We start from the raw sequence: 25038 nt of genomic DNA, 5'->3' as shown, positions 1-25038 counted from the left end.
TCTCCTCAGGCGCGGAACAGGCCGCGATTGCCGAACAGGGCCGAGACCTCGGGTTCGGGCAGATCGTGATAGGCGGCGACGCGGTCGACCTTGTCGCCCGATCCAAAGACAAAGGGCGTGCGTTCCTGCAGGCTGCCCGCCCGCCCCGCCAGAATCGATTCCGATCCATTGGTCGCGCGCCCCCCCGCCTGTTCGACCACAAAGGCGATCGGCGCGCATTGATGGACCATGCGCAACCGGCCCTTTTCACAGCCCTTGCGGCTGTCGGGGGGATACAGATAGATCCCGCCGCGCATCAGGATACGGTGGGTTTCGGCGACCAGGCTGGCGGTCCAGCGCATGTTGAAATTCTGTTCGCGCGGCCCATCCACCCCGGCCAGGCAATCGTCGATATAGGCCCGCACCGGGCTGGGCCAATGCCGGTAATTCGCGGCATTGATCGCGAATTCCGCCGAACAGCCGTCCAGCACCACCCGGTCGCGGACCGGTTCGAAAACGCCGCTGTCGGGGTTCAGCCGATACATCCGGGTGCCCGCCCCGAAGGTCACCACCAGACAGCAAGCCGGCCCATAGATGACATAGCCCGCCGCAAGCTGATCGCGGGCGGGGCGCAGAAAGCTGGCCCCGGCCGTGTCGGCTGCGGCAAAGACGGAAAAGATCGTGCCGACCACAGTATTGGTGTCGATATTGGTGTCGAATGTCGTGCACCGGCTCGCGGCCCCATCGCCGTCGCCTTCCAGCGGGTCCAGCGCAACGGCCAGATCGCCCGATGGCGACAGTTCCCGCGCATCGTCCTGACCGTCGCAGGCATACCAGCGGATGCCCGCATCGCGCAGCGCATCGCGAAACAGCGCATCGGCGCGGTGATGCAACGGCCCGCCGTCGGCCTCGCCTTGACGGATGAGTGTCGCCAATTGCCGCGCGGCCTGTGCCAGCGCGGTCATCAGCCCCTGAAATCTTTCGGGAATCCCTGCGGTGTCGATCACGCGGACAGCCAACCTCCCCCCTCGAAGCGCCCCCTCAAAGCGATAGGCGCGCGCATTGTTGACACAATCAGTTTTTCAGGAACATTTAAAAAAATTAAAATCAGATTCAGGAAAAGTGAATGCTGCATATGAACGCGCTGACCCTGCGTCAACTGCGTGCCCTGCGCGCGGTCGCGACGCAGGGCACGCTGACCGCGGCGGCGGGCGATCTGGGGCTGAGCCCTCCGGCGGTGCATGGCCAGATCCGCACGCTGGAGGATCTGGTCGGCAGCCCGCTGCTGCGCCGGGGGGCGCATGGGAATTTCGTGCCGACACACGAAGGTCAGGCCCTGCTGGACGCCGAATCCCAGATCAATATCGCGCTGGAAACCTGCGCGCGGCGGGTCTCGGCGCTGCAAGGCGGCCAGACCGGCAGCGTGGCTTTGGGGGTGATTGCCACGGGGAAATATTTCGCGCCCCGGCTGGTGGCCCGGCTGCGCCGCGCCTTTGCGGATATCGAGGTGACGCTGCGCATCGGCAGCCGCGATCAGATGCTGCTGGCGCTGGCGGGCAATGCCGTCGACATGGTCGTTCTGGGACGCCCGCCGCGCAATATGCCGGTCGTGGCCGATCCCATCGGACCGCATCCCTATATCATCATCGCCCCGCCCGACCATCCGCTGACCCGGTCCGACCCGGCCATGCCCGCCGATCTGTTTTCGGAAACCTTCCTGATGCGCGAGGAAGGTTCTGGCACGCATATCCTGACCACGCGCTTTCTGGACCGGATCGGCGACGGCATCCTCTGGCGCGCGATCGAGATGGGCAGCAACGAAACGATCAAGCAGGCGGTGATCGCGGGGCTGGGCATCGCCCTGATTTCCGCCCATACCGTGACCGAGGAACTGCATAGCGGGCGGCTGGCCTCGATCCGGGCGATCGGGCTGCCGATCCAGCGGACATGGTATCTGATCCGGCGGCAGGATGGTGAAATGGGCCCAGCGGCGCGGCGCGTGCATGACCATATCCGCGCGCTGAGCGGCAGTTTCCTGCCGCAATGATCCCGCGCCCCGCCCCGCGCCCGGCTGTCCCCTGCGATGCGGCGGCTGCATGGCGGGGCGCTGTCTGGCGCTAACCCCTTGGGGTTTCCGGCGCGCCGACTATATTGGGGGCAACCCGCATCACCCCCCGCATCACCCTTTTTGGGGGGATGGTGCGCATCAGACATTCCGAAAGGCATTCCATGACCAAGATCAACCAGATTGCCTGGGACGACACCATCCTGCCGTTCCAGTTGGACCGCTCGGGCGTCCGGGGCCGCATCGCGCGGCTGGACGGCGTGCTGGAACATATCCTGTCGCGCCACGACTATCCCGCGCAGGTCGGCGCGCTGGTCGCCGAACTGGCCCAACTGACCGCGCTGATCGGCCAGACCGTGAAACTGCGCTGGAAACTGAGCCTGCAGGTGCGCGGCAACGGCCCGATCCGCACCATCGCCACCGATTACTACGCCCCCGAGGAAGACGGCGCCCCCGCCCGCATCCGGGCCTGGGCCAGCTTTGACGCAGAGCGGCTGGATGCGGATACGCCCGCCTTCGACCAGATCGGTCAGGGCTATTTCGCGGTGCTGATCGACCAGGGCCACGGCACGACGCCCTATCAGGGCATGACCCCTTTGGCGGGCGGTTCGCTGGCAGCCTGTGCGGAAACCTATTTCGCGCAATCCGAACAGCTGCCCACCCGTTTCGCGCTGGCCGCAGGCTGTTCGCAACTGGCCGGTGACCGCCAGCGCTGGCGCGCGGGTGGCGTGATGCTGCAGACCCTGCCCGCCCAACCCATGCCCGAAGGCGCGGGCGGCACCGGCGAAGACGGGCTGATCCAATCCGCCGACATCCTGCAGGGCACCGAATCCGAAGACTGGAACCGCGCCAACCTGCTCTTGGACACGGTCGAGGAAATCGAGCTGATCGGCCCTTCGGTCGCGCCCACCGACCTGCTCGTGCGCCTGTTCCACGAAGAAGCGCCGCGCGTTTTCGACCCGCAGCGCGTGGAATTCGGCTGTTCGTGCAATGCCGACAAGGTGCGCGGCACGCTGTCGATCTATTCGGCCAAGGATATCGGCCGGATGACCAACGATCAGGGCCGCGTCACGGCGGATTGCCAGTTCTGCGGCGCGCATTACGAATTCGACCCGCAAAGCCTGGGGTTCGAGGCAACGGTCGATGCCGACGGCAATCCCCTGCCTTCGGCGGCGGAGAATATGGCACAGAATCGGGCGGCCGAGTGAACATGGCGGGATCTTCGGTGCGCGACCGGCTGTTGGCGGCGCTGGAGATTCCGGCCGCGCCGACCTCGGATTTCGATCTGACGCCTGCGGCGCAGGTGCCCGACGTGACCCTGCGCCCGGCGGGCGTGCTGGCCGCGTTCCATCAGGACAGCGGGCGGCTGGTGCTGACCAAACGTTCAGCCGCGCTGCGCCATCATCCCGGCCAGATCGCCCTGCCCGGCGGCAAGGTCGATCCCGGTGACGCCGATGAAACCGCCGCCGCGTTGCGAGAGGCCCGCGAGGAGGTCGGCCTCGACCCCGCGCAGGTCGAGGTGCTGGGCCTGATGCCCCCGCACCGCACCGTCACGGGCTTTTCCATGACCCCGGTGATCGGCCTGATTCACGGCCCCTTCACCCCCATCCCCGAAGCCGGAGAGGTCGCAGAGGCCTTTTCCGTCCCCTTCGGCCATATTGCCGACCCGGCGAATTACCGCATCGAAAAGCGGCTGTGGCGCGGTGAATGGCGGGCCTATCAGATCGTGCCCTTTGGCCCCTATTACATCTGGGGCGCGACGGCGCGCGTGCTGCACGCGCTGGCCCGCAGGCTGAACGCATGACCGGCGACACCCCCGCATCACGCCCCCCCACATCACGGCGGCCTTCCTGAAGCAGCCGGGCCTGCAGCAGATCATCGCCATGCTGGCCGCGGGCGGCCATCAGGCGCTGATCGTCGGCGGCGCGGTCCGCAATGCGCTGATGGGCGAACCCATCGCCGATATCGACATGGCCAGCGATGCGCACCCCGAACAGGTGATGGAACTGGCCCGGTCTGCCGGGCTGCGCACCATCCCGACCGGCATTCGCCACGGCACCGTCACCCTGCTGACGCCGGATGGCGCAAGCTATGAGATCACGACATTCCGCCGCGACGTCGAAACCGATGGCCGCAACGCCACCGTCGCCTATGCGACCGATGTGGCCGAGGACGCGCGCCGCCGCGATTTCACCATGAACGCGCTTTACGCGCAGGGCGACGGCACGGTGCTGGACCCGGTCGGCGGCCTGCCCGATCTGCGGGCGCGGCGCTTGCGCTTTATCGGGCAGGCCTGCGACCGCATCGCCGAAGATTACCTGCGCATCCTGCGCTTTTTCCGCTTTCACGCCTGGTATGGCAGGCCGGGCCGCGCCGATCCCACGGCGCTGGCCGCGATCCGCGACCTTGCCCCCGGCCTTGCGCGGCTGTCGAAGGAACGCATCCGGGCCGAACTGCGCAAACTCCTGCTGGCCCCCGACCCGGTCGATGCGCTGGAACTGATGCAGGATTGCGGCGTTCTGGCACGGGTCCTGCCCGGCGCCCGGACCGGCCTGATCCCCGACCTGATCGCGGCAGAGCAGGCAGCGGGCCTTGCCCCCGACTGGCTGCTGCGGCTGGCGGCTTTGGGGGGCAACAACCCCCGGCAGGCGCTGAAGCTGGCGAATGACGAAACCGCGCAACTGGACGAATTGCGCAAGGCGGGTGCCGACAGCCTGCAACGCACCGCCTTTCTGATGGGCGCGGATCGCGCGCGCCAACTGGCCGTGCTGCGCCATGCGCAGGGCATGCCCCTGCCCGCAGGCTGGCGCGGCCTGATCGACGACGCCAGCCGTCAGATCTTTCCGCTGCAGGCGACGGATCTGATGCCGGAACTGAACGGTCCCCGGCTTGGCCGCGCCCTGAACGCGGCCCGGGACCATTGGATTGAGAGCGATTTTCAGGCCGGGCATGACAGCCTGCTGGACATCGCGAGGGCGGCCGCAGACGCCGCCCCGGAAAGGAAAAGCATAGCGAAAGATGCATAATCTGTTTGCCCGCATGATCGACGCTTTCCGCCCCGCGGACGGCCCCCCGCCGCAAAAGCTGCTGGCCTTTTTCCGCTGGTGCCTGTCGGGGCACTGGGGCGGGCTGACGGTGGCCGCGATCGCCTCGGCGCTGAGCGGGATTGCCGATATCATCTCGGCCGTGTTGCTGGGCAAGGTGATCGACGCCGTTGTGGGGTCGACCCCCGGCACGCTGATCCCGAACCACTGGTCGCTGATCACGGGCTTTGTGGTCTTTTTCCTGGTCATCCGCCCGACGATCTTTGGCCTGTCCACGGCGTCATCCAGCGTCATCATCGGGCCGAACCTGTTCCCGCTGGTCCTGTCGCGGCTGCACCGCTGGACGATGGGCCATTCGGTGACCTTTTTCGACAACGACTTTGCGGGCCGTATCGCCCAGAAACAGACCCAGACCGCGCGCGCCGTCACCGATGTCGCCACCGAATTCGTGAACGTGGTGGCTTTCGCACTGGCCTCGATCCTGGGATCGGCGGCGTTTCTGATCACCGTCGATGGCTGGGGCGCGGTGGCGATGGTCGTGTGGCTGCTGTCCTATCTGGCCCTGATCCGCTTTTTCCTGCCGCGCATCCGGTCGCGGTCGGCGCAACGCGCATCCGCCCGCGCGCTGGTCACCGGGCAGGTCGTCGACACGATCACCAATATCAAGACCGTCAAGCTGTTCGCCCATGACGACCACGAGGACCGCGTCGCACTGAGCGCCATGGCCGGTTTCCGCGAACGGGCGCTGGATTTCGGGCGGGTCAGCACTTGGTTCCGCTTTTCGCTGATGTTCATCGCGGGGGCGCTGCCGGTGGTGCTGATCGGCGGCACGCTGATGCTGTGGCGCGACGGGTTGGCCACGGCGGGCGATATCGCCGCCGCCGGGGCGATTTCGATGCGCCTGTCGCAGATGACCGGATGGGTCAGCATGGCGCTGATGGGGGTCTGGGGTTCTGTGGGCGAGGTCGAGGACGGGATGAAGACCCTCTCGCCCCCGCATGGCCTGACCGACAAACCCGATGCGCTGGTGCTGGACCGCGCGCAGGGCCGGGTCGATTTCGACCATGCCGGATTCAGCTATGGTCGCGGTTCGGGCGGGATTCAGGATATCGACCTGCAGATCCTGCCGGGCCAGAAAATCGGCATCGTCGGCGCCTCGGGTGCCGGAAAATCGACGCTGGTCGCGCTGCTTTTGCGGCTTTACGACGTCGAAAAGGGCGCGGTCAGGATCGACGGCCACGACCTGCGCGACGTGACGCAGGAAAGCCTGCGCCGCAATATCGCGATGGTCACGCAGGAAACGGCGATGTTCAACCGCTCGGCCAGGGAAAACATCCTGTATGGCCGCCCCGGCGCATCAGAGGAACAGATGATAGAGGCCGCCAAGGCGGCCGAGGCGCATGAATTCATCCTCACACTTCAGGACCATATGGGCCGCACGGGCTATGACGCGCATCTGGGCGAACGCGGCGTCAAGCTGTCGGGCGGGCAGCGCCAGCGTATCGCGCTGGCCCGCGCCTTCCTGAAAGATGCGCCGATCCTCGTGCTGGACGAGGCGACCAGCGCGCTGGACAGCGAGGTCGAGGCGCAGGTGCAGGACGCCCTGCTGCGCGTGATGCGGGGCAAGACGGTGCTGGCCATCGCGCATCGCCTGTCCACCATCGCCGAACTGGACCGCATCATCGTGCTGGAACAGGGCCGCATCGTCGAACAGGGCAGCCATGCCGAACTGCTGGCGCTGAACGGCACCTATGCGCGCTACTGGAACCGCCAATCCGGCGGTTTTCTGGGCACCGAGGACGAAGACTCCGCGACCGAGGCCGCCGAGTGACGCGGTTACAGCCCGAAAGGTGGCAGATCGACAGGCTGGGCCGTCGCGGCGACGGCGTGGCGCGCAATGCGGCGGGCGATCAGGCTCTTGCCGCGCTGGTCCTGCCCGGCGAGGTGATCGAGGGCGAGGCTGTGGATGGCCGCATCCCGTCGCCCCGGATCATCACGCCCTCGCCCGACCGGGTGCGCGCCGATTGCCCGCATTACCGCGCCTGCGGGGGCTGTTCGCTGATGCATGCCAGCGATGATTTCGTCAAAAGCTGGAAGGCCGAACAGGTCGACGCCGCGCTGCGCGCGCAAGGCGTTCCGGGGCGCGTGCAGGGCGTCAGCACCTCGCCCGCGCGGTCGCGCAGGCGGGCGGTCCTGTCGGGGCGGCGCACGAAAAAGGGCGCGTTGCTGGGCTTTCATGCGCGCGCCTCCGATGTGATCGTCGATGTCACCGATTGCCGCGTGCTGCGCCCGGCGATCCTGTCGGCGCTGCCGCTGCTGCGCCGGATCGTGACGGCGGGCGCCTCGCGGCAGGGGGAGATGGACCTGACCGTGATCGAAACCCCGGCCGGGCTGGACGTGACCGCACAGGGCGGCAAGGCGATGGACCCCGCGCTGTTTTCGACACTGGCCGGGTTGGCCGATCAGGGCGATCTGGCACGGTTGAACTGGGGCGACCAGCCGATCACCCGCCGCCCGCCCGCCGTGCCGATGGGCCGGGCGCAGGTCGTGCCCCCACCCGCGGGCTTTCTGCAGGCGACGCGCGAAGGCGAGGCCGCACTGGTCACCGTCCTGCGCGACATCGTCAGCGATGCGGGCCGGGTGCTGGATCTGTTCGCGGGTTGCGGCACCTTTTCCCTGCCGCTTGCCGAACGGGCCGAAATCCATGCCGTCGAAGGTCTGGCCGCCCCGCTCAAGGCGCTCGATTCGGCATGGCGTGGGGCGCAGGGCCTGCATCGCATCACGACAGAGATCCGCGATCTGGCCCGGAACCCGCTGCTTCCCGCCGAGCTGGCCGGTTATGACGCAATCGTGATCGACCCGCCGCGCGCGGGTGCCGAGGCGCAGGCGCATCAGATCGCGGCTTCGGATGTGAGACAGGTGGCGTGGATCAGCTGCGAACCCATCGGATTCGCAAGGGATGCGCGGATTCTGGCCGAGAAAGGTTTCGCGATTACGCGCCTTTACGCGGTGGATCAGTTCCGCTGGACTCCTCATGTCGAAATTGCAGCGGAATTTCGCCGAAGCTAGAACTTTCTTAACGGATCTGGTATTCAATCATCAAAGAAGAAACTCGCAAAACAGCGGATTCGGGCAGTGATGAACAGAATTTTCCGCGTCATTTCGGCGCTGATCCTTGTTGGCGTGGTGGCGGCCTGCGGCTCGACCCCGCCAGCGCGAACGACCACGGTCAACAAATTCAGAAGCTATGACGGCCCGCCGGTCACGCAGATCGTCGTGAACAAGGGCGATCGGCGCATGCATCTGGTCAGCGGCCGGACCGTGCTGAAAAGCTACAACATCAGCACGGGCAATCAACCCATCGGCCACAAGCAATACGAAGGCGACGGCCGCACGCCCGAAGGCACCTATTTCATCAACCGCTTCAACCCCAACAGCCGCTATCACCTGTCGGTCGGGATCTCTTATCCCAACACGCAGGATGCCAACCTCGCGACACTGGCCGGTCTGCGCCCCGGTGGCGACATCATGATCCACGGTCTTGGGCCGGAAGGCCGCGCGATCAACCGCCCCGACTGGACGGCCGGCTGCATCGCGGTCTCTGATGACGAAATCGAAGACATCTATGCGATGCTGCGCCCCGGCGTGCCGATCTTCATCTACCCCTGACCTTGCCCGCCGTGGCGCCAGGCACGGCCCGATCCCGCCCGCGCGCCCGCGACAAGGACAGCCCGTTGAACCCAAGGCCCCGGCATCGCGTCGGGGCCTTTGCCTTTCCAGACAGGTCGGCTGGCCAATGCACGGCCCGCTTTTCACTCGGGGTCGATGATCTGTTCGATCCCGGGCGCCGTCGACGGCGGGCCATCGCGCAGATAGTCGGTGACGATGCGGTGCAGGCCGGTGGGCGTGACCTGCTCTGCCGTATCGGCCAGCTCATCCAGATGCCACCAGCGGAATTCGCGCAGGCTTTTCGCCTCGATCCGGTCCCGCATCCGCGGCTGAAACCGGGTGATGGGGATCAGAAAGAATTCTTCGTATTGGCACCAGCGTTGACCATAAAGCGTGGTCTGATGCTCGCGCCGCCGCAAAAGCGGGCCAAGCGGGCGCGGTTCCAGACCCAGTTCTTCGGACAATTCGCGATGCAGCGCCTGCGCCGCAGTCTCGCGCGCCTGAATACCGCCGCCCGGCGCGATCCAGAAGCATCGGCCCTGAACCGCGATCCGCATCAGCAGGACCCGGGCCTCGGGCGTCAGCAGGATGGCGCGCACAGCGCGGCGGCGGATCATCGGGGCCATGATAGCCCCTCGGCGCGCGGCCGCGACATCAGCGACCGGTGATCAGCACCCACCAGATCTTGCCCGAGGGTTCCTGATACCAGCCAAGGCCAAGCTGCGTCGCGCTATTGTCCATGATGATGTCGCGGGTTTCGCGGGTCTGCATCCAGGCGTTCAGCGTGACGATGTCGTTTTCATAGGTCTCGCTGATGTTTTCGCCGATCAGCGTGCCGAAATAGCCGGCGTTGCGGATGCGATCCAGCGGCGACGACCCGTCCGAACCGAAATGCCAGGCCCGGTTCTGCGCCGACATGTCGCGCGCATGGGCGACCGATGCCGCATCAAGCTGCGGGCTCTGGACCAGCGGGGCCGCGCCGATATTGGCGCGCAACATATTGATCTGCCCCAGAACGCGGCCCGGAATCGCGGCGCTTTCGCGAGGCGTGATCCTGTAGGCCACCGGCGCGGCCTGTCCATCCGGCCCGACCTGAGGGGGGGCCGCCGACTGGCAGGCCGCCAGGGCCAGGATCGCAACCAAGGCCAGGGATTTGAGCTTGAACATGTCTTCTGTCCCGCAATTCTTTTGCCTCAGCCATAGCGAAGCGGCCCGCAGCGTTCAAACCCAAGATTGCGTGAAGGTCACATCTGGCGACAACCATGTGGCAATGACGCCAGTTTGCATTGCAACCGACGGTCCTGCGGGCCTAAATCGCAAGCCATGAGGCATATATCGGGACATGAGGGCCGGTCGATTCGGTCCGACATGCAAGCAGGAGCGTCAAGATGTCCAACCCGAAACGACCGGCGGTCACCCGCCGGACCTTTCTGACCACGACCATGGCCGTCGGCGCGACCGCCGGTCTGGCCGCCCCCGCGTTGGCGCAAGCCATCGACCCCTATACCGGCCAGCCGCTGCAAAGCACCGGCGCGATGGGGGCCACGCCGGATGCGGGCATGGTGCAATATGATGCGACGCAGGATTCGCGGCGCAACATTTCCAGTTTCCACATGCAGGACTGGCGGCCCCATTTCTCCAGCCTGACCAATGGCGCCGTTCTGGTCGATCTGAATTCACGCGCATTGCATTTCTGGTCCGAGGACGGCGCGACCTACAAGCTGTTCCCGACCTCGGTTCCGGTCAGCGCGGAACTGACCCGCACCGGCCGGACCGAAATCATCCGCAAGGTCGAAGGCCCCAGCTGGGCGCCCACCCCGTCGATGAAGGAACGCAATCCCGAATGGCCCGATTACGTCCCGCCGGGCGATCCGAACAACCCGATGGGCACCCATGCCCTGTGGCTGAGCTGGCAATATTACCGCATCCACGGCACGCATGACACGCGCAAGATCGGGCGCAAATCCTCGAACGGTTGCGTCGGTCTGTATAACGAACACATCAAGCAGTTGTTCGACCTGACCAAGGTCGGCACGCAGGTCGTTCTGCTGTAAAAAAACCGCATCGCGCGACATTCAGACGGGGCTTCGGCCCCGTTTTTCATATCCCCTTGCCCCTCCTGATCCGCCTCTAGGGCCAGCATGGGGGCAAGAGATGAAGATCCGCTTAATGCGCGTGCGGATCAGATCCAGCCCGCCAGATTTTCCCCGATCAGCGTCATCAGCATGTCGATATGCGCCGGATCGTCGTTCAGGCAGGGGATATAGGTGAAATTCCGGCCGCCGGCATGGGTAAAGGCTTCCTGGATCTCGCCCTGAATCTCCTCCAGCGTCTCGATGCAATCGGCGGAAAAGGCCGGGGAAATCACCGCGATATCGGTGATGCCGCGCTGCGCCAGTTCGGCCACATGCTTGACCGTATAGGGTTTCAGCCATTCCTCGGAACCGAACACCGACTGGAATGTCGTGTCGATCACCCCATCCGGCCAGCCAAGCCGCGCCTGCAACAGCCGCGAGGTCTTTTGACATTGGCAATGATAGGGGTCGCCTTCCTTCAGGTAGCGTTCGGGCATGCCGTGATAGCTGGCGACCAGCCTCGGCGGCACCCGGCCCTGCAGGGCGCGCTCGACCGATCGGGCCAGCGCGTCGATATAGTCGGCACGGTCGAAATAGGGCGGCACGGTGCGGCTGGCGGGCTGCCATTTCTGGGTCATCAGCGCGCGGAAGAACTGGTCATTGGCCGATGCCGTCGTCGATCCCGAATATTGCGGATACAGCGGCAGAAAGACGATCCTTTCGCAGCCCGCCCTGACCATCCGATCCACCACCGCAGGGGTCGAGGGGTTGCCGTAGCGCATGCAGAAATCGACCATCACCCGGTCGCCCCACAGCGCCCGCGCGCGATCCGAAATCGCCGCAACCTGCGATTTGGTGATCGTCATCAGCGGGCTTTCGTCGGCCTCGTTGTTCCAGATCAGCTTGTAATTCGCACCCGAGGTAAAGGGCCGCTTGGTCAGGATGATCCCCTGCAACAGCGGCTGCCATTTCCACGCCGGATAGTCGATCACCCGCTTGTCGGACAAAAATTCGCTGAGATAGCGGCGCATGGACCAGTAATCGGTCGCGTCCGGCGTGCCCAGATTGGCGATCAGGATGCCGATTTTCGGCTGCGGCAAGGCGGGGTGATCGGCAAGGCGCGGGCTGGCGTCCTGACCGGAACGGTCGTCCTGGCGGGTGGTCACGGATCGGTCCTCTTGCTGGCCAGCGCCTCGGCAAGCGGCATGCGGGCCGATCCGGGGCGCAGTGGCTTTTGCTGGTTGTCGGCGGGCGCCCATCCGGTCAGAAAGACCAGATCGAATGTGGCGACGACCCTGCCGGGATGGTCGGGATCGGGATGATCCGCCTGATAGATTTCGGCGGCGCGCAGCACAACATCGCGCCGCGTCAGGCCGCGTGTCCGCGCTGCCAGCGCATTGGTTTCCCCCATCGCGCGCAGGTCGGCGGCCAGGTGGAACAGGTCGCGATAGCTGGTGCGCTGCGGGAACTGATCGGCCACCGTCAGCGCCAGTCCCGACCGCGCCAGCAGCCCGCCCAGATCGCGAATTTCGCCCATCGGCAGGATGCGCGGGGACAGGCCGGAAACGACCTGAGCCTCGGCGCGGGTCAGGCTGTCGCGCAATTCGGTCAGCGTGTCACCGCCCAGCATGGCCGCGATGAACAGCCCATCCGGGCGCAGGGCGCGGGCCGACTGGATCATCTGGCCGACCGGATCATTGGCCCAATGCAGGGCCAGCGCGTGGATCACCAGATCATGGGCCTGCGGTTGCAGCGCCAGCGTGTCATCATCGGCCACGACCAGCGCCTCCGGAAAGGCGGCCCGCCAGAAATCCGGCGCGCCCGTCACAATCGCGACGTCGCTAAACCTTCTGTTAACCTCTGACAGCCTATCCTGCACCTCGGTCAGGGCGAGTTCGTGCAGGAACGGTTCGAACCCGCGGCGGTCGGCGCGGGCGCGGTATCGGGTCAGGGCGGCGCGGTCGACCAGACCGGGCGAAGCGACGGGGGAAGGTTCGGACGGGGTATTCATGGGCCTGCACATTAGAAGCCTTCGCAGCCTGATGAAAGGCGCATTGCGGATCGTCTATCCGCCGCAATGCATGGGCTGCGGCGAAACGGTGGGTCAGACGGGCGCGCTGTGTCCGGCCTGCTGGCGAGAGACGGATTTCATCGCGGGCGCGGCCTGCGCCTGCTGCGGCACGCCCCTGCCCGGCGATGGCAGTTTTGCCGAAGATGTGATCCATTGCGACGAATGTCTGGCCACGCCGCGCCCCTGGCTCCGGGGACGCGCGGCGATGACCTATCGCGGTGCGGGGCGCAAGCTGGTGCTGATGCTGAAACATGGCGACCGGCTGGATATCGCGGGGGCGCTTGGAGACTGGCTGGCCGATGCGGCGACGCCCCTGATCATGCCCCGGATGGTGGTGGCGCCGGTGCCGCTGCATCTGCGGCGGCTGTTCCACCGGCGTTACAATCAGGCGGAACTGCTGGCCGGGCGGGTCGCGCGGCAGCACGGGCTGGATCTGATGCCGGGTCTTTTGCAACGCCACCGCCACACGCCGCCGCAGGATCATCGCGGCGCGGTCGAGCGATTCGCCAATCTGCAGGGCTCGATCCGGGTCCGGCCGGCCTTGGTGCCGCTGATCGCCGGCCGGCCGGTCCTGCTGGTGGATGACGTGATGGCCTCGGGCGCGACGCTTGGCACCTGCGCACAGGCGTTGCTGGATGCCGGATCGGGGCCGGTCCGCGTCGCGGTTCTGGCGCGCGCGGTCAAGGATCCCTAGATAGGCAGAAAAGCAGTCAAAGGAACCCTCATGGCCAAGGTCGAAATCTACACCACCCCCACCTGCCCCTATTGCATCCGCGCCAAGGCGTTACTGAAAACCAAGGGGGTCGACTATCAGGAAACCGACGTTTCGCGCGATCCCACCCTGCGCGATGCGATGATGCAGCGCGCGGGTGGCCGCCGTTCGGTTCCGCAGATCTTTATCGACGGCCAGCATATCGGGGGCAGCGACGACCTGCATGCGCTGGATGCGCGGGGCGGTCTGGACCCGATGCTGGCCGCCTGAGCGGCGCAGGGCCTGAAACCGGCATCCGCACTTGCCCAAAGGGGCGGCATGACGCAACATGCCGCCGTCTGCGATCAGCCGGGCGACTTGCCCGGCGCCCGCCCTGACACCTGCCACCCCCTCCGCCAGCAGCGAATCGGCCCAGAGGTCACCAGATGAACGATCACTCCAGCTTGTCCGCCGGACTTGTCCAGCTTTGCGTCAGCGACGATCCGGCAGCGAACCTGTCCGTCACGCAGGGTTTCATCGCCGAGGCCGCGGGCGCTGGCGCCGGGTTTGTCCTGACGCCCGAGGCGACGAATATCCTCAGCCCCGACCGCGCGTGGAAAGACCGCGTCCTGACCCGAGAGGCCGAGGATGCGACGCTGGCCGCCCTGCGGACGCAGGCGGCGGATCTGGGAATCTGGCTGCTGATCGGGTCGCTGTCGCTGAAATCGGGCGATGCGCAGGACGACCGGTTTGTGAACCGCAGCTTTCTGATCGCGCCGGATGGCGCGATCGCGGCGCGCTATGACAAGCTGCACATGTTCGACGTGACGATTTCCGACAGCGAAAGCTATCGCGAATCCGCAGGCTTCCGGCCCGGAACGCAGGCGGTGGTTGCCGACGGCCCGCTGCCGATCGGCATGTCGGTCTGCTACGATCTGCGCTTTGCCTATCTGTATCGGGCGCTGGCGCAATCGGGCGCGCGCATCCTGACCGTGCCCGCCGCCTTCAACGACACCACCGGCGCCGCCCATTGGGAGGTGCTGCTGCGCGCCCGCGCCATCGAAACGGGCTGCTTTGTGCTGGCCCCCGCCCAGACCGGCCTGCATCCGACGCCGCACACGCCCGACGCCCGCCCGCGCCGGACCTGGGGCCATTCGCTGGCCGTCGCGCCTTGGGGTGAAATCATCACCGACGGCGGCGCTGAGCCGGGTGTGACCATCGCATCACTTGACCTGCAGGCCATTGATAAGGCACGGTCCCGCGTCCCATCCCTGACCCACGACCGCGCATTCGACGGACCATGACCGACAAGACCGCCCCGCCCCCACCCTTTGGCAATGCCGGCGATCAGCCGACCGATGCCCTTGCAGCGTCGCTGTTTGCCGAGGTGTTCATCGCCGATCAACTGGCGCGCGAACTGGTGTCCAAGGCCCTGCCCGGCGGCATGCGGATTTCGCATTTCTCGGTGCTGAACCTGCTGGCGCATCTGAATGTCGAACGCACCCCCGCCGAACTGGCCGATGCCTTTCACGTCACGCGGGGCGCGATGACGAACACCCTGTCACGGCTGGAATGGGCGGGCCACATCCATATCCGCCCCGATTGGGACGATGCCCGGCGCAAGCTGGTGTCGATCAGCCCGGCGGGCCGGGCCGCGCGCGATGCGGCGCTGGCCGCGCTGATGCCCAAGATTGCCGATGTCGTGCGCGATGTCGGCGCGGAACGGGTCCGCACCACCCTGCCCGTGCTGCGGATGCTGCGCAAACGGCTGGAGGAAACGGCGATCAGCCGGGGCGAACAGCGGTCAGCAGATAGTTGACCGACAGGTCGCGCGACGACAGCGACCAGCTCCACCCCAGAGGGTTGAAGACCATGCCCGCACGGTCCACCGGGTCCAGCCCGGCGGCCCCGGCCATCTGCTGCAACTCGCCCGGGGTGATGAAGCGGCGCCAGTCATGCGTGCCCTTGGGCAGCCAGCGCATCACCCATTCCGCCCCGACAATCGCGGCGGCAAAGCTGCGCGCCGTGCGGTTCAGGGTCGAGCCGATCAGCATCCCGCCCGGACGCAGCAGATCGTGGCAGGTCTGGATGAAGGCCTGCGGATCGGCGACATGTTCGACGATTTCCAGCGCCATCACGACATCGAATTCGCGCCCCTGCGCGGCCAGCGCCTCGGCGGTTTCGTTGCGGTAATCAATCGCCAGCCCCTGTTCCTCGGCGTGCAGGGCGGCAACCGCGATATTGCCGGGCGCCGCATCGGCGCCCGTGACCGTCGCGCCAAGCCGCGCCATCGGTTCCGACATCAGCCCGCCGCCGCAGCCGATATCCAGAATCCGCAACCCCTGAAAGGGCAGCGGCGCGCGCCGGTCCAGCCCGAACTGCGCCGCGATCTGGGTCGCGACATAATCCAGCCGGGTGGGGTTCAGCATATGCAGCGGCTTGAACTTGCCGTTCGGATCCCACCATTCGCGCGCCATGGCCTGAAACTTCGCCACCTCTGCCGGGTCGATGCTGCTTTGGCGGGTATCGGTGTTCATCTTGTCGTCCTTCGAGTGGCGGGCGCGCGCGCGCCGTTGTATAGTCATGTCATGGACAGATTGGCAGGGCAAATCGGCGGCTTTCCGTCACATGGCAGGCTTCACCCCCAGGTCGAGCCTTACGACCAGCGCATGGTGCCCACCGGCGACGGCCACGAGCTGCATGTCGAGCAATCGGGCAATCCCGATGGCGTCCCGGTGATCGTCCTGCATGGCGGGCCGGGCGGCGGCTGCAGCCCCTATATGCGGCGCTTTTTCGACCCGACGCATTACCGCGCGATCCTGTTCGACCAGCGCGGCTGCGGGCGTTCACGGCCCCATGCCTCGGTCGTGGCCAATACCACCGCCCATCTGGTCGCGGATATCGAAACCCTGCGCAAGGTGCTGGGCATCGGCCCCGCGATCCTGTTCGGCGGCAGTTGGGGGGCGACGCTAGCGCTGGCCCATGCCCAGGCCCATCCCGAATCCGTCACCGCGCTGGTGCTGCGCGGGGTTTTTCTGGGCATGCGGCGGGAACTGGACTGGTTTTACGCAGGCGGCGCGGCGCGGTTCTTTCCCGACCGTTGGGCCGGGTTCTGCGCGCCGATCCCGGACAGCGAACATGACGACCTGATCGCGGCCTATCACCGCCGCCTGTTCTGCGACGATCCGACCCGCGAGACACGCTTTGCCATGCCTTGGCTGATGTGGGAAAACGCGCTGGCCGGGCTGGACATCACCGGCCCCGGCCATGCGCCTCCGGCCTATGCGCGCACCTTTGCGCGGCTGGAAAATCACTATTTCTTCAACGACTGCTTTCTGGACGATGGCCAGTTGCTGCGCGACCGCCACCGCATCGAACACCTGCCCGCCTATGTCGTGCAGGGCCGCTATGACATGATCTGCCCGCCGCAAAGCGCATGGGATCTGGCGCAGGGCTGGGCGCGCTGCGACCTGCGGCTGGTGCCCGCATCCGGCCACGCCCTGTCCGAGCCGCGAATCACCGCCGAACTGGTGCGCATCATGGACGGGATGCGCTGACCCTTTGCGACCGCCGGAACCGGGGCTGAAATGCCGCGGCCTTATTCTGATGGTTGCCCGACAGGGATTGCTTGCAATTGGCGCCCGCCGGGTCTATATGGCGTTCAACAGCGGCGCAGGCTTCCACAACCTGCCCACCGGTAAGACGCACGGGCCGCAACGGCCCGTTTTTCGTATTTGGAGACCACATGAGCGACCTCATCGCCAAGACCGCCATCGACCGGCGTCTGGCCGAGATCATCCGCCCGGTGATCGAGGATCTGGGCTTTGAACTGGTCCGCGTCCGCTTGCAGGGCGGCAAGACCGCGACGCTCCAGATCATGGCCGACCGCCCCGAGGGCGGCATCAACGTCGATGACTGCGCGGATATTTCCACCGCCGTCAGCGCGACGCTGGATGTCGAGGACCCGATCGAGGATAATCATCATCTGGAAGTCAGCAGCCCCGGCATCGACCGCCCGCTGACCCGGCTCAAGGATTTCGAAACCTTTGAAGGTTACGAGGTGCGGCTGGAAACGAATCAGGCCATCGACGGCCGCAAGCGATTCAAGGGGATGCTGGCGGGCGTCGAAGGCGACGAGGTCCTGATCAATGTCGAGGAAGGCACGATCGGGCTGAATTTCGACTGGCTCAGCGATGCGAAACTCGTCCTGACGGATGATCTGATCGCCGAAATGCTGCGCCAGAAAAAAGACGCGGGGGTCGAGATCGACAATCTTGACGAAACCGCATTCGACGACATCGAAACCGAAGCCGGCGAAACCGGCGATTCGAAGGATTGATCCATGGCAATCACCTCCGCGAACCAGCTTGAACTGCTGCAGACGGCCGAAGCCGTCGCGCGCGAAAAGATGATCGAACCCGAACTGGTCATCGAAGCGATGGAAGACAGTCTGGCCCGCGCGGCAAAGTCGCGCTACGGCTCGGAAATGGATATCCGGGTGCGGATCGACCGCAAGACCGGCAATGCCACCTTCACCCGCGTCCGCACCGTCGTCGAGGACGAGGAACTGGAAAACTATCAGGCCCAGTTCTCGGCCCAGCAGGCCCGGCCCTATTTCGAAAAATCGCGCAATGCGGACAGCTTCTGGTCGCGCGACGGCGCCCGGATCGAAGATTTCGCCGGCGGCCCGCAGATCGGCGACGTGTTCCAGGAACAGGTGCCCCCGGTCGAACTGGGCCGCATCGCCGCGCAATCCGCGAAACAGGTCATCCTGCAGCGCGTCCGCGAGGCCGAGCGTGACCGCCAGTATGAAGAATTCAAGGACCGCGCCGGCACCATCATCAACGGCGTCGTGAAACGCGAGGAATACGGCAATATCATCGTCGATGTCGGCCGTGGCGAGGCGATCCTGCGCCGCAACGAGAAGATCGGCCGCGAAAGCTATCGCCCGAACGACCGCATCCGCGCCTATGTCAAGGACGTGCGCCGCGAAGCGCGCGGCCCGCAGATCTTCCTGTCGCGCACCGATCCGCAATTCATGGCGGAACTGTTCAAGATGGAAGTGCCGGAAATCTATGACGGCGTCATCGAAATCAAGGCCGTGGCCCGCGACCCCGGTTCGCGCGCCAAGATCGCCGTGGTTTCCTATGACAACTCGATCGACCCGGTCGGCGCCTGCGTCGGTATGCGCGGATCGCGCGTTCAGGCCGTCGTCGGCGAATTGCAGGGCGAAAAGATCGACATCATCCCGTGGAACGAGGATGCGGCGACCTTCCTTGTGAACGCGCTGCAACCGGCCGAGGTCGCCAAGGTCGTCATCGACGAAGACGCCTCGCGCATCGAGGTGGTGGTGCCCGACGAACAGCTTTCGCTGGCCATCGGCCGTCGCGGCCAGAACGTCCGCCTGGCCAGCCAGCTGACCGGGCTGGATATCGACATCCTCACCGAGGAAGAAGAATCCAAGCGCCGTCAGGCCGAATTCAACGCCCGCACCCAGCTGTTCATCGACGCGCTGGATCTGGACGAATTCTTTGCCCAGTTGCTGGTCGCCGAAGGCTTCACCAACCTGGAAGAAGTCGCCTATGTCGAATCGGATGAACTGCTGTCCATCGAAGGCGTGGACGAAGCCACCGCCGAGGAACTGCAGACCCGCGCCCGCGAACATCTGGAGGCCGCGAACCGCGCCGCGCTGGAAAACGCCCGCGCCCTGGGGGTCGAAGACAGCCTGATCGAATTCGAAGGGCTGACGCCCCAGATGGTCGAGGCGCTGGCCAAGGACGACATCAAGACGCTGGAAGATTTCGCCACCTGCGCCGATTGGGAACTGGCGGGCGGCTGGACGACCGTGGACGGCCAGCGCGTCAAGGACGACGGGTTGCTGGAAGGCTTTGGCGTATCGCTGGAAGATGCGCAGACCCTGATCATGACCGCGCGAATCATGCTGGGCTGGGTCGATCCGACCGAGCTGGAATCCGACGCGTCCGAAGACGGCGCCGAGGACGACACCGAGGAGGCCGGGGTGTAACGCCCCGGACAATGGATGACACGCGGGGGCCGGACCAAGGACCGCGAGACGCCTGATCGGCGCTGCATCGTCACGGGCGATGTCGGGCCGAAACACGGGCTGATCCGTTTTGTCGCCGGACCCGATGGCACGGTGGTGCCGGATCTGGCGGAAAAATTGCCCGGCCGGGGCTTCTGGGTGACGGCCGATCGCACTATATTGGGGAAAGCGATGAAAAAGGGGCTGTTTGCGCGCGGCGCAAAGGCCCCGGTCAGCGCCTCCGACGACCTTCTGGACCTGATCGAAACGGGCCTCGCGCAGCGCATTGTCGGGCTGGTTTCGCTGTCCAGAAAAGCGGGCGATGCGGTCGCCGGATTCGAGAAGGTCAAGGACTGGCTTGCACAGGGCAGGGCCAAGGTTCTGCTGCAGGCATCGGACGGGTCGGAACGCGGAAAAGGCAAGCTGTGGACACCCGAGGGTGGACGCTGGTTCGGCTGCCTGACCGCATCAGAATTGGGTTTGTCCTTTGGACGCGATCATGTCATACACAGCGCGCTTGCGCCGGGGGGCCTGACGGAACGCGTCATCAGGGACGCAAGCAGGCTGACAGGTCTGCGCGGGCATGACGGCGGAAGCTCCGCCGGGAAGGATTGAAGATCGGAATGAGCGATAGTGACGGAAAGAAACCCCTGGGTCTTGGTAGTGGTGGTGCTGGCCGTTCGGGCCATGTGAAGCAAAGCTTCAGCCACGGCCGGACCCATAATGTGGTTGTCGAGACCAAACGCAAGCGCGTCGTCGTGCCGGGCAAGCCCGGTGCGGCTGGCGGCAATGCGTCACGCTCGGGCTCGGCGGTCTCTGGTGATCCGTCGAAACGTCCCGCCGGGATCTCGGATGCCGAGATGGAGCGCCGTCTGGCCGCCCTGCGCGCCGCCAAGCAGCGCGAGGTCGAAGAGGCCGCACAGCGCGCCGCCGACGAAAAGGCCCGCGAGGAAGAACGCGAGCGTCGCCGCGCCGAAATCGAGGCGAAAGAGCGTGAAGAGCGCGAACGTCTTGAGGCCCTGCGCCTGAAGGAAGAAGAGGACGCGCGCAAAGCCCGCGAGGCGGAACTGCGCGCCCAGAAGAAAGAAGAGGTCCGCGCCAAGCCCGCAGCCGCCGCGAAACCCGCCACGCCGGCGGACCGCGCCGCTGCCGAGGCCGCAGCCTCGCGCGCCGAAACCAAGGGCGTCAGCTCGACCGGGCCGCGCAAGCAGCCGGATCGTGAACGCGATACCCGCAGCGACGACAGCAACAACCGAAACAAGGGCCGTGATGACAGCCGCCGCACCGGCAAGCTGTCGATCAGCCAGGCACTTGGCGATGGCGAAGGCGGGCGTCAGCGCAGCCTTGCCGCGATGAAGCGGAAGCAGGAAAAGGCCCGCCAGAAGGCGATGGGCGGTGCGACCCGCGCCGAAAAGCAGGTGCGCGATGTGCAGCTGCCGGAAACCATCGTCGTGTCGGAACTGGCCAACCGCATGGCCGAACGCACGCCCGATGTCGTCAAATCGCTGATGCGCATGGGCATGATGGTCACGGCGAACCAGGCGATCGACGCCGATACCGCCGAGCTGGTGATCGAGGAATTCGGCCACCGCACCGTGCGCGTGTCGGATTCGGACGTGGAACAGGTCATTGATCAGGTTCAGGACAAGGCCGAAGATCTGCAGCCGCGCGCCCCGATCATCACGATCATGGGCCATGTCGACCACGGCAAGACCTCGCTGCTGGACGCGATCCGCAAGGCGAATGTCGTCGCGGGCGAAGCCGGTGGCATCACCCAGCACATCGGCGCCTATCAGGTCCGCACCGATTCCGGTGCGCTGCTGACCTTCCTGGATACGCCGGGCCACGCCGCGTTCACCTCGATGCGGGCGCGCGGGGCTCAGGTCACGGATATCGTCGTTCTGGTGGTTGCCGCCGATGACGCCGTGATGCCGCAGACGGTCGAGGCGATCAACCACGCCAAGGCCGCCGGTGTCCCGATGATCGTCGCCATCAACAAGGTCGACAAGCCCGCCGCCAACCCGCAAAAGGTCCGCACCGACCTGCTGCAACACGAGGTTGTCGTCGAAGCCCTGTCCGGCGATGTGCAGGATATCGAGATCTCGGCCAAGACCGGTCAGGGCCTGGACAACCTGCTGGAAGCCATCGCGCTGCAAGCCGAAATCCTGGGATTGAAAGCCAACCCCGACCGCCCCGCCATGGGCGCGGTGATCGAGGCGCAGCTGGACGTGGGCCGTGGTCCCGTCGCCACCGTTCTGGTCCAGAACGGCACGCTGAAACGCGGCGACATCTTTGTCGTCGGCGAACAATAGGGCAAGGTCCGCGCGCTGATAAACGACAAGGGCGACCGCGTCGAAGAGGCCGGACCTTCGGTCCCGGTCGAGGTGCTGGGCCTGAACGGCACGCCCGAAGCGGGCGATGTGCTGAACGTCGTCGAAACCGAGGCGCAGGCCCGTGAAATCGCCGATTACCGCGAACAGGCCGCCAAGGACAAACGCGCCGCCGCCGGTGCCGCGATCACGCTGGACCAGATGCTGGCCAAGGCCAAGGCCGATGAAAGCGTCGCCGAGCTGCCGGTCGTCGTCAAGGCCGACGTGCAGGGTTCGGCCGAAGCGATCGTCCGGGCGCTGGAAAAGATCGGCAACGACGAGGTTCGCGTGCGCGTCCTGCATTACGGCGTCGGCGCGATCACCGCATCCGATATCGGCCTGGCCGAAGCCTCAGGGCGCGCCGGTCATCGGCTTCAACGTCCGTGCCAACGCCCCCGCGCGCAATGCAGCAAACCAGAAAGGCGTGGAAATCCGCTATTACTCGATCATCTACGATCTGGTGGATGACGTGAAAGCGGCGGCCTCGGGCCTGCTGTCCGCCGAGGTGCGCGAGCATTTCATCGGCTATGCCGAGATCCGCGAAACCTTCCGGGTTTCGGGCGTCGGCATGGTTGCGGGCTGTCTGGTCACCGGGCTGGCGCTGCCCGCCGTTCGGCTGGCGTGCGCCTGCTGCGCGACAACGTGGTGATCCACGAAGGCACGCTCAAGACGCTCAAACGCTTCAAGGATGAGGTCAAGGAAGTGCAATCCGGTCAGGAATGCGGCATGGCCTTTGAAAACTACGACGATATCCGCAAGGGCGATATCATCGAGATTTTCGAGCGCGAGGAAGTGCAGCGCCAGCTGTAATGTCCAAGCCCCCTTGCCAATCGACAAAAGGGCGCCTTTCGGGGCGCCCTTTTCTTATGCTACAAACTTTTGCCGCGAACCGGCCATCAAAAAACGAGGCGCCGGTTTCCCCAACACCTCGTTCGGAAATCGTTACAACGGCTTTTGACGTCAGGAAATGACAGGTTTACCTTCGTAAGTCTTGGTGCCGACCCGGACCACAATATTTCCGTTGGACGCCTGACGTTCAAAGATACCCTGGACTGAAATACAGCTTCCGATCGTGACCGTGCGAATCATGTCCACTCCTCCTCCCTCTGAGTTTCATAGTATCTTCATAAAATTTTCGGGAAGTTAATATTTTATATGCGCCGCGGTGCAGAAATGATGCGCATTTACACTATTTTTCTGCGCCGCGCGTATTGTTCCGATTACAGCCAGTCGCGCAGAATGGGAATCAGCGGCAGATCGGCGGGCGGCATGTCGTATTTGCCCAGATCAAGCGCACGAACCCAGGCCAGTTTCTGACCCTCTTGCGGGATTGGCGTGCCATTCCAGCGCCGACAGGCATAAAGCGGCATCAGCAGATGGAAATCATCATAGCTGTGGCTGGCGAATGTCAGCGGCGCAAGGCACGAGGTCCAGGTATCAATGCCCAGCTCTTCGTGCAGTTCACGGATCAGCGCCTGTTCGGGGTTTCGCTGGGATCGACCTTGCCGCCGGGAAATTCCCACAGCCCCGCAAGCGTTTTGCCTTCGGGGCGTTGGGCCAGAAGCACGCGGCCATCCGCATCTATCAGCGCCACGGCCGCGACCAGAGTGATTTTCACGACCGGTAATCCGCGTTGATGTCGATGTAGCCATGCGTCAGATCGCAGGTCCAGACCGTGCGCGCCGCGTCGCCCAGCCCCAGATCGACACCGATCACCAGATTGTCGCGCTTCATATAGGCGCTGGTCTTTTCCTCGTCGTAATCGGGGGCGCGCCAACCCTTTTCGGCCAGCACCAGATCGCCGAAACGGATCGTCAGCCTGTCGCGGTCGGCCTGTGCGCCGGATTTGCCGACGGCCATGACGACACGGCCCCAATTCGCATCCTCGCCCGCGATGGCGGTCTTGACCAGGGGCGAATTGGCAATCGCCAGCGCGACCTTGTTCGCATCGGATTTGCTGGCCGCGCCCGTGACCTGAACCTCGACGAATTTCGTGGCACCCTCGCCATCACGGACGACCTGCTGGGCCAGATCCAGCATGACCCCGCGCAGGGCCGCCGTGAATTCGCGCGCGGGTTTGCTGCGCATATCGGCGAGCGGCGCGGCATCGGATTTGCCCGTCGCCGCCACGATCAGCGCATCCGAGGTCGAGGTATCGCTGTCCACGGTAATCGCGTTGAAGGTGTCGCCGACCTGTTTCGACACGATCTTTTGCAAAACCGGCGCCGAGATTTTCGCATCGGTAAAGATATAGACCAGCATCGTCGCCATATCGGGGGCAATCATCCCCGAGCCCTTGGCAATGCCCGCGATGCGGATCGTGCCGCCTTCGCCCTGCACCTCGGCCGCGGCACCTTTCGGGAAGGTGTCGGTGGTCATGATCGCCTCGGCCGCACCTTTCAGCCCGTTCGCATCCAGCTTGCCCGCCAGATCGCCGACCATCGCCACGATGCGGTCATGGGGCAGCGGCTCGCCGATGACGCCGGTGGACGAGGAAAACACCCGGCCCTGCGGCACGCCGGTCGCGCGCGCCACCGCCGCCGTCACCGCATTGACCGAGGCCTGCCCCGCCGCGCCGGTAAAGGCATTGGCATTGCCCGAGTTCACGACAATCGCCGCGCCGCCGTCGCTTTCGGCATGGGCCGCCAGCTTTTGCTGGCAATCCAGAATGGATGCCGCGCGGGTCGAGGATTTCGTGAAGGCCCCGGCAATCGCCGTGCCGGGCGCCAGACGGATCAGCGTGACATCGGTGCGGCCCTTGTATTTCACGCCCGCCGCGCCGGATGCGAATTCGACGCCCGCAATCACCGGCATGGTCGGGAAACGCGCCGGCGCCAGCGGAGACAGCTTTTTCCCCGCCTTGGCCGAAGCGACGCGGGTCACCGCCGCCGCAACCGCGCCTTCGACGCCCGCGACAGCCCCGGTCACGGCATCGGCGCCCTTGGCCTTCAGCTTTTTCAGGCGCCGCTTCAGTTCCTTGACCTTGTCGGCTTCGCTGAGATTTTTCAGCTTTTTGTCGCCCTTTGCCATGA

General features: G+C 65.5%; 27 protein-coding genes and 1 pseudogene. 20 read left to right on the top strand and 8 right to left on the bottom strand.

Translation table 11 applies throughout. The annotated features are described in order from the left end of the window. Positions 1 to 5: 5 nt before the first annotated feature. Complete coding sequence (locus tag PE067_RS13040) at positions 6 to 944, bottom strand: fructose-1,6-bisphosphatase (RefSeq protein ID WP_276190041.1); 939 nt, start codon at positions 942 to 944, stop codon at positions 6 to 8. Between the two features lie 161 nt (positions 945 to 1105). On the opposite strand from PE067_RS13040, the gene PE067_RS13035 reads away from it, so the two are divergent. The 7 genes from PE067_RS13035 to PE067_RS13005 all read left to right on the top strand — a co-directional run bounded on the left by PE067_RS13035 (position 1106) and on the right by PE067_RS13005 (position 8757). Next, on the top strand, positions 1106 to 2026 hold the full coding sequence (locus tag PE067_RS13035) for a LysR family transcriptional regulator (protein ID WP_276189871.1): 921 nt from the start codon (positions 1106 to 1108) through the stop codon (positions 2024 to 2026). A 182-nt stretch (positions 2027 to 2208) separates the two neighbouring features. Then, positions 2209 to 3252 carry an Hsp33 family molecular chaperone HslO gene (locus PE067_RS13030; protein WP_276189870.1) on the top strand — a complete coding sequence of 348 codons (1044 nt, stop codon included), beginning with the start codon at positions 2209 to 2211 and terminating at the stop codon, positions 3250 to 3252. Between the two features lie 2 nt (positions 3253 to 3254). Then, positions 3255 to 3848, top strand: coding sequence for a CoA pyrophosphatase (locus PE067_RS13025; RefSeq protein ID WP_276189868.1), 594 nt, complete (start codon positions 3255 to 3257; stop codon positions 3846 to 3848). A gap of 79 nt (positions 3849 to 3927) precedes the next feature. Beyond that, positions 3928 to 5070 (top strand): CCA tRNA nucleotidyltransferase, encoded by a 1143-nt coding sequence (locus PE067_RS13020; RefSeq protein WP_276189867.1) that lies wholly within the window; start codon positions 3928 to 3930, stop codon positions 5068 to 5070. Further along, positions 5063 to 6919 carry an ABC transporter ATP-binding protein gene (locus PE067_RS13015; protein ID WP_276189866.1) on the top strand — a complete coding sequence of 619 codons (1857 nt, stop codon included), beginning with the start codon at positions 5063 to 5065 and terminating at the stop codon, positions 6917 to 6919. Before PE067_RS13020 ends, PE067_RS13015 begins: the two co-directional genes overlap by 8 nt. Beyond that, a complete protein-coding gene (locus PE067_RS13010; protein WP_276189865.1) occupies positions 6916 to 8157 on the top strand; it encodes a methyltransferase in 1242 nt (413 codons plus the stop codon). The genes PE067_RS13015 and PE067_RS13010 overlap by 4 nt, the downstream gene beginning before the upstream one ends. A gap of 69 nt (positions 8158 to 8226) precedes the next feature. Continuing rightward, the gene (locus PE067_RS13005) at positions 8227 to 8757 is read left to right on the top strand and encodes a L,D-transpeptidase family protein (RefSeq protein WP_276189864.1); all 531 of its coding nucleotides are present in this window, start codon (positions 8227 to 8229) and stop codon (positions 8755 to 8757) included. A 143-nt stretch (positions 8758 to 8900) separates the two neighbouring features. Here the strand turns inward: PE067_RS13005 and PE067_RS13000 are convergent, their stop codons facing one another. Both PE067_RS13000 and PE067_RS12995 read right to left on the bottom strand, forming a co-directional pair. Beyond that, positions 8901 to 9383: an NUDIX domain-containing protein gene (locus tag PE067_RS13000; RefSeq protein WP_276189863.1), complete on the bottom strand. Its 483-nt coding sequence runs from the start codon at positions 9381 to 9383 to the stop codon at positions 8901 to 8903. 28 nt (positions 9384 to 9411) lie between these two features. Further along, on the bottom strand, positions 9412 to 9924 hold the full coding sequence (locus PE067_RS12995) for a CAP domain-containing protein (RefSeq protein WP_276189862.1): 513 nt from the start codon (positions 9922 to 9924) through the stop codon (positions 9412 to 9414). 221 nt (positions 9925 to 10145) lie between these two features. Here PE067_RS12995 and PE067_RS12990 point away from each other — a divergent pair, with 221 nt between their 5' ends. Next, complete coding sequence (locus tag PE067_RS12990) at positions 10146 to 10811, top strand: L,D-transpeptidase family protein (RefSeq protein WP_276189860.1); 666 nt, start codon at positions 10146 to 10148, stop codon at positions 10809 to 10811. Positions 10812 to 10939: 128 nt separating this feature from the next. On the opposite strand, the gene hemH is transcribed toward PE067_RS12990, so the two are convergent. Continuing rightward, positions 10940 to 11998 carry a ferrochelatase gene (gene hemH / locus PE067_RS12985; protein WP_276189855.1) on the bottom strand — a complete coding sequence of 353 codons (1059 nt, stop codon included), beginning with the start codon at positions 11996 to 11998 and terminating at the stop codon, positions 10940 to 10942. Then, the gene (locus PE067_RS12980) at positions 11995 to 12843 is read right to left on the bottom strand and encodes a methyltransferase domain-containing protein (RefSeq protein WP_276189846.1); all 849 of its coding nucleotides are present in this window, start codon (positions 12841 to 12843) and stop codon (positions 11995 to 11997) included. The genes hemH and PE067_RS12980 overlap by 4 nt, the downstream gene beginning before the upstream one ends. Between PE067_RS12980 and PE067_RS12975 the strand changes: the two genes are divergently transcribed. The 4 genes from PE067_RS12975 to PE067_RS12960 all read left to right on the top strand — a co-directional run bounded on the left by PE067_RS12975 (position 12842) and on the right by PE067_RS12960 (position 15413). Continuing rightward, on the top strand, positions 12842 to 13597 hold the full coding sequence (locus tag PE067_RS12975; RefSeq protein ID WP_276189841.1) for a ComF family protein: 756 nt from the start codon (positions 12842 to 12844) through the stop codon (positions 13595 to 13597). The genes PE067_RS12980 and PE067_RS12975 overlap by 2 nt on opposite strands. Positions 13598 to 13627: 30 nt before the next feature. Beyond that, positions 13628 to 13885, top strand: a complete 258-nt coding sequence (gene grxC, locus PE067_RS12970) for a glutaredoxin 3 (protein ID WP_276189839.1) — start codon at positions 13628 to 13630, stop codon at positions 13883 to 13885. 173 nt (positions 13886 to 14058) lie between these two features. Then, positions 14059 to 14898: a carbon-nitrogen hydrolase family protein gene (locus PE067_RS12965; protein ID WP_276190040.1), complete on the top strand. Its 840-nt coding sequence runs from the start codon at positions 14059 to 14061 to the stop codon at positions 14896 to 14898. Beyond that, positions 14895 to 15413: a MarR family transcriptional regulator gene (locus PE067_RS12960; RefSeq protein ID WP_276189838.1), complete on the top strand. Its 519-nt coding sequence runs from the start codon at positions 14895 to 14897 to the stop codon at positions 15411 to 15413. The genes PE067_RS12965 and PE067_RS12960 overlap by 4 nt, the downstream gene beginning before the upstream one ends. On the opposite strand, the gene ubiG is transcribed toward PE067_RS12960, so the two are convergent. Next, positions 15379 to 16131 carry a bifunctional 2-polyprenyl-6-hydroxyphenol methylase/3-demethylubiquinol 3-O-methyltransferase UbiG gene (gene ubiG, locus PE067_RS12955; RefSeq protein ID WP_276189835.1) on the bottom strand — a complete coding sequence of 251 codons (753 nt, stop codon included), beginning with the start codon at positions 16129 to 16131 and terminating at the stop codon, positions 15379 to 15381. The two genes, PE067_RS12960 and ubiG, sit on opposite strands and share 35 nt — an antisense overlap. A gap of 51 nt (positions 16132 to 16182) precedes the next feature. Here ubiG and pip point away from each other — a divergent pair, with 51 nt between their 5' ends. The 8 genes from pip to PE067_RS12915 all read left to right on the top strand — a co-directional run bounded on the left by pip (position 16183) and on the right by PE067_RS12915 (position 22816). Next, on the top strand, positions 16183 to 17151 hold the full coding sequence (pip, locus tag PE067_RS12950) for a prolyl aminopeptidase (RefSeq protein ID WP_276189833.1): 969 nt from the start codon (positions 16183 to 16185) through the stop codon (positions 17149 to 17151). Positions 17152 to 17339: 188 nt separating this feature from the next. Next, positions 17340 to 17933, top strand: a complete 594-nt coding sequence (gene rimP, locus PE067_RS12945) for a ribosome maturation factor RimP (protein WP_276189831.1) — start codon at positions 17340 to 17342, stop codon at positions 17931 to 17933. A 3-nt stretch (positions 17934 to 17936) separates the two neighbouring features. Further along, positions 17937 to 19619, top strand: coding sequence for a transcription termination factor NusA (gene nusA / locus PE067_RS12940; RefSeq protein ID WP_276189829.1), 1683 nt, complete (start codon positions 17937 to 17939; stop codon positions 19617 to 19619). A 15-nt stretch (positions 19620 to 19634) separates the two neighbouring features. Continuing rightward, complete coding sequence (locus PE067_RS12935) at positions 19635 to 20252, top strand: RNA-binding protein (RefSeq protein WP_276189827.1); 618 nt, start codon at positions 19635 to 19637, stop codon at positions 20250 to 20252. Between the two features lie 8 nt (positions 20253 to 20260). Beyond that, positions 20261 to 21949 (top strand): translation initiation factor IF-2, encoded by a 1689-nt coding sequence (infB, locus tag PE067_RS12930; RefSeq protein ID WP_276189825.1) that lies wholly within the window; start codon positions 20261 to 20263, stop codon positions 21947 to 21949. A 72-nt stretch (positions 21950 to 22021) separates the two neighbouring features. Beyond that, complete coding sequence (locus tag PE067_RS12925; RefSeq protein ID WP_276189823.1) at positions 22022 to 22474, top strand: hypothetical protein; 453 nt, start codon at positions 22022 to 22024, stop codon at positions 22472 to 22474. Further along, positions 22431 to 22655: a hypothetical protein gene (locus PE067_RS12920; RefSeq protein WP_276189822.1), complete on the top strand. Its 225-nt coding sequence runs from the start codon at positions 22431 to 22433 to the stop codon at positions 22653 to 22655. The genes PE067_RS12925 and PE067_RS12920 overlap by 44 nt, the downstream gene beginning before the upstream one ends. Further along, the gene (locus PE067_RS12915; RefSeq protein WP_276189821.1) at positions 22628 to 22816 is read left to right on the top strand and encodes a hypothetical protein; all 189 of its coding nucleotides are present in this window, start codon (positions 22628 to 22630) and stop codon (positions 22814 to 22816) included. The genes PE067_RS12920 and PE067_RS12915 overlap by 28 nt, the downstream gene beginning before the upstream one ends. A 410-nt stretch (positions 22817 to 23226) precedes the next feature. Here PE067_RS12915 and PE067_RS12910 read toward each other — a convergent pair. Together PE067_RS12910 and argJ are read right to left on the bottom strand one after the other, a co-directional pair. Beyond that, positions 23227 to 23624 (bottom strand): annotated as a pseudogene (locus PE067_RS12910) ((deoxy)nucleoside triphosphate pyrophosphohydrolase). After that, entirely contained in the window at positions 23621 to 25036 is a 1416-nt protein-coding gene (gene argJ, locus PE067_RS12905) for a bifunctional glutamate N-acetyltransferase/amino-acid acetyltransferase ArgJ (protein WP_276189819.1), read from the bottom strand. Before argJ ends, PE067_RS12910 begins: the two are co-directional and overlap by 4 nt. Positions 25037 to 25038 lie beyond the last annotated feature (2 nt).

It is taken from the genome of Paracoccus sp. DMF-8, from assembly GCF_029309835.1.
Lineage (GTDB): Bacteria > Pseudomonadota > Alphaproteobacteria > Rhodobacterales > Rhodobacteraceae > Paracoccus.
This window is presented reverse-complemented; position numbering and strand designations above follow the sequence as displayed.

Coding starts and splice junctions, on each gene's coding strand:
- PE067_RS13015 (WP_276189866.1), top strand. CDS start 5,063: ATGCATAATCTGTTTGCCCGCATGATCGACGCTTTCCGCCCCGCGGAC.
- PE067_RS13030 (WP_276189870.1), top strand. CDS start 2,209: ATGACCAAGATCAACCAGATTGCCTGGGACGACACCATCCTGCCGTTC.
- PE067_RS12980 (WP_276189846.1), bottom strand. CDS start 12,843: ATGAATACCCCGTCCGAACCTTCCCCCGTCGCTTCGCCCGGTCTGGTC.
- grxC (WP_276189839.1), top strand. CDS start 13,628: ATGGCCAAGGTCGAAATCTACACCACCCCCACCTGCCCCTATTGCATC.
- ubiG (WP_276189835.1), bottom strand. CDS start 16,131: ATGAACACCGATACCCGCCAAAGCAGCATCGACCCGGCAGAGGTGGCG.
- PE067_RS13025 (WP_276189868.1), top strand. CDS start 3,255: ATGGCGGGATCTTCGGTGCGCGACCGGCTGTTGGCGGCGCTGGAGATT.
- PE067_RS12990 (WP_276189860.1), top strand. CDS start 10,146: ATGTCCAACCCGAAACGACCGGCGGTCACCCGCCGGACCTTTCTGACC.
- PE067_RS12935 (WP_276189827.1), top strand. CDS start 19,635: ATGACACGCGGGGGCCGGACCAAGGACCGCGAGACGCCTGATCGGCGC.
- PE067_RS13005 (WP_276189864.1), top strand. CDS start 8,227: ATGAACAGAATTTTCCGCGTCATTTCGGCGCTGATCCTTGTTGGCGTG.
- PE067_RS13000 (WP_276189863.1), bottom strand. CDS start 9,383: ATGGCCCCGATGATCCGCCGCCGCGCTGTGCGCGCCATCCTGCTGACG.
- PE067_RS13035 (WP_276189871.1), top strand. CDS start 1,106: ATGCTGCATATGAACGCGCTGACCCTGCGTCAACTGCGTGCCCTGCGC.
- PE067_RS12975 (WP_276189841.1), top strand. CDS start 12,842: ATGGGCCTGCACATTAGAAGCCTTCGCAGCCTGATGAAAGGCGCATTG.
- PE067_RS12960 (WP_276189838.1), top strand. CDS start 14,895: ATGACCGACAAGACCGCCCCGCCCCCACCCTTTGGCAATGCCGGCGAT.
- PE067_RS12995 (WP_276189862.1), bottom strand. CDS start 9,924: ATGTTCAAGCTCAAATCCCTGGCCTTGGTTGCGATCCTGGCCCTGGCG.
- infB (WP_276189825.1), top strand. CDS start 20,261: ATGAGCGATAGTGACGGAAAGAAACCCCTGGGTCTTGGTAGTGGTGGT.
- rimP (WP_276189831.1), top strand. CDS start 17,340: ATGAGCGACCTCATCGCCAAGACCGCCATCGACCGGCGTCTGGCCGAG.
- nusA (WP_276189829.1), top strand. CDS start 17,937: ATGGCAATCACCTCCGCGAACCAGCTTGAACTGCTGCAGACGGCCGAA.
- PE067_RS13040 (WP_276190041.1), bottom strand. CDS start 944: ATGACCGCGCTGGCACAGGCCGCGCGGCAATTGGCGACACTCATCCGT.
- argJ (WP_276189819.1), bottom strand. CDS start 25,036: ATGGCAAAGGGCGACAAAAAGCTGAAAAATCTCAGCGAAGCCGACAAG.
- pip (WP_276189833.1), top strand. CDS start 16,183: ATGGACAGATTGGCAGGGCAAATCGGCGGCTTTCCGTCACATGGCAGG.
- PE067_RS13020 (WP_276189867.1), top strand. CDS start 3,928: ATGCTGGCCGCGGGCGGCCATCAGGCGCTGATCGTCGGCGGCGCGGTC.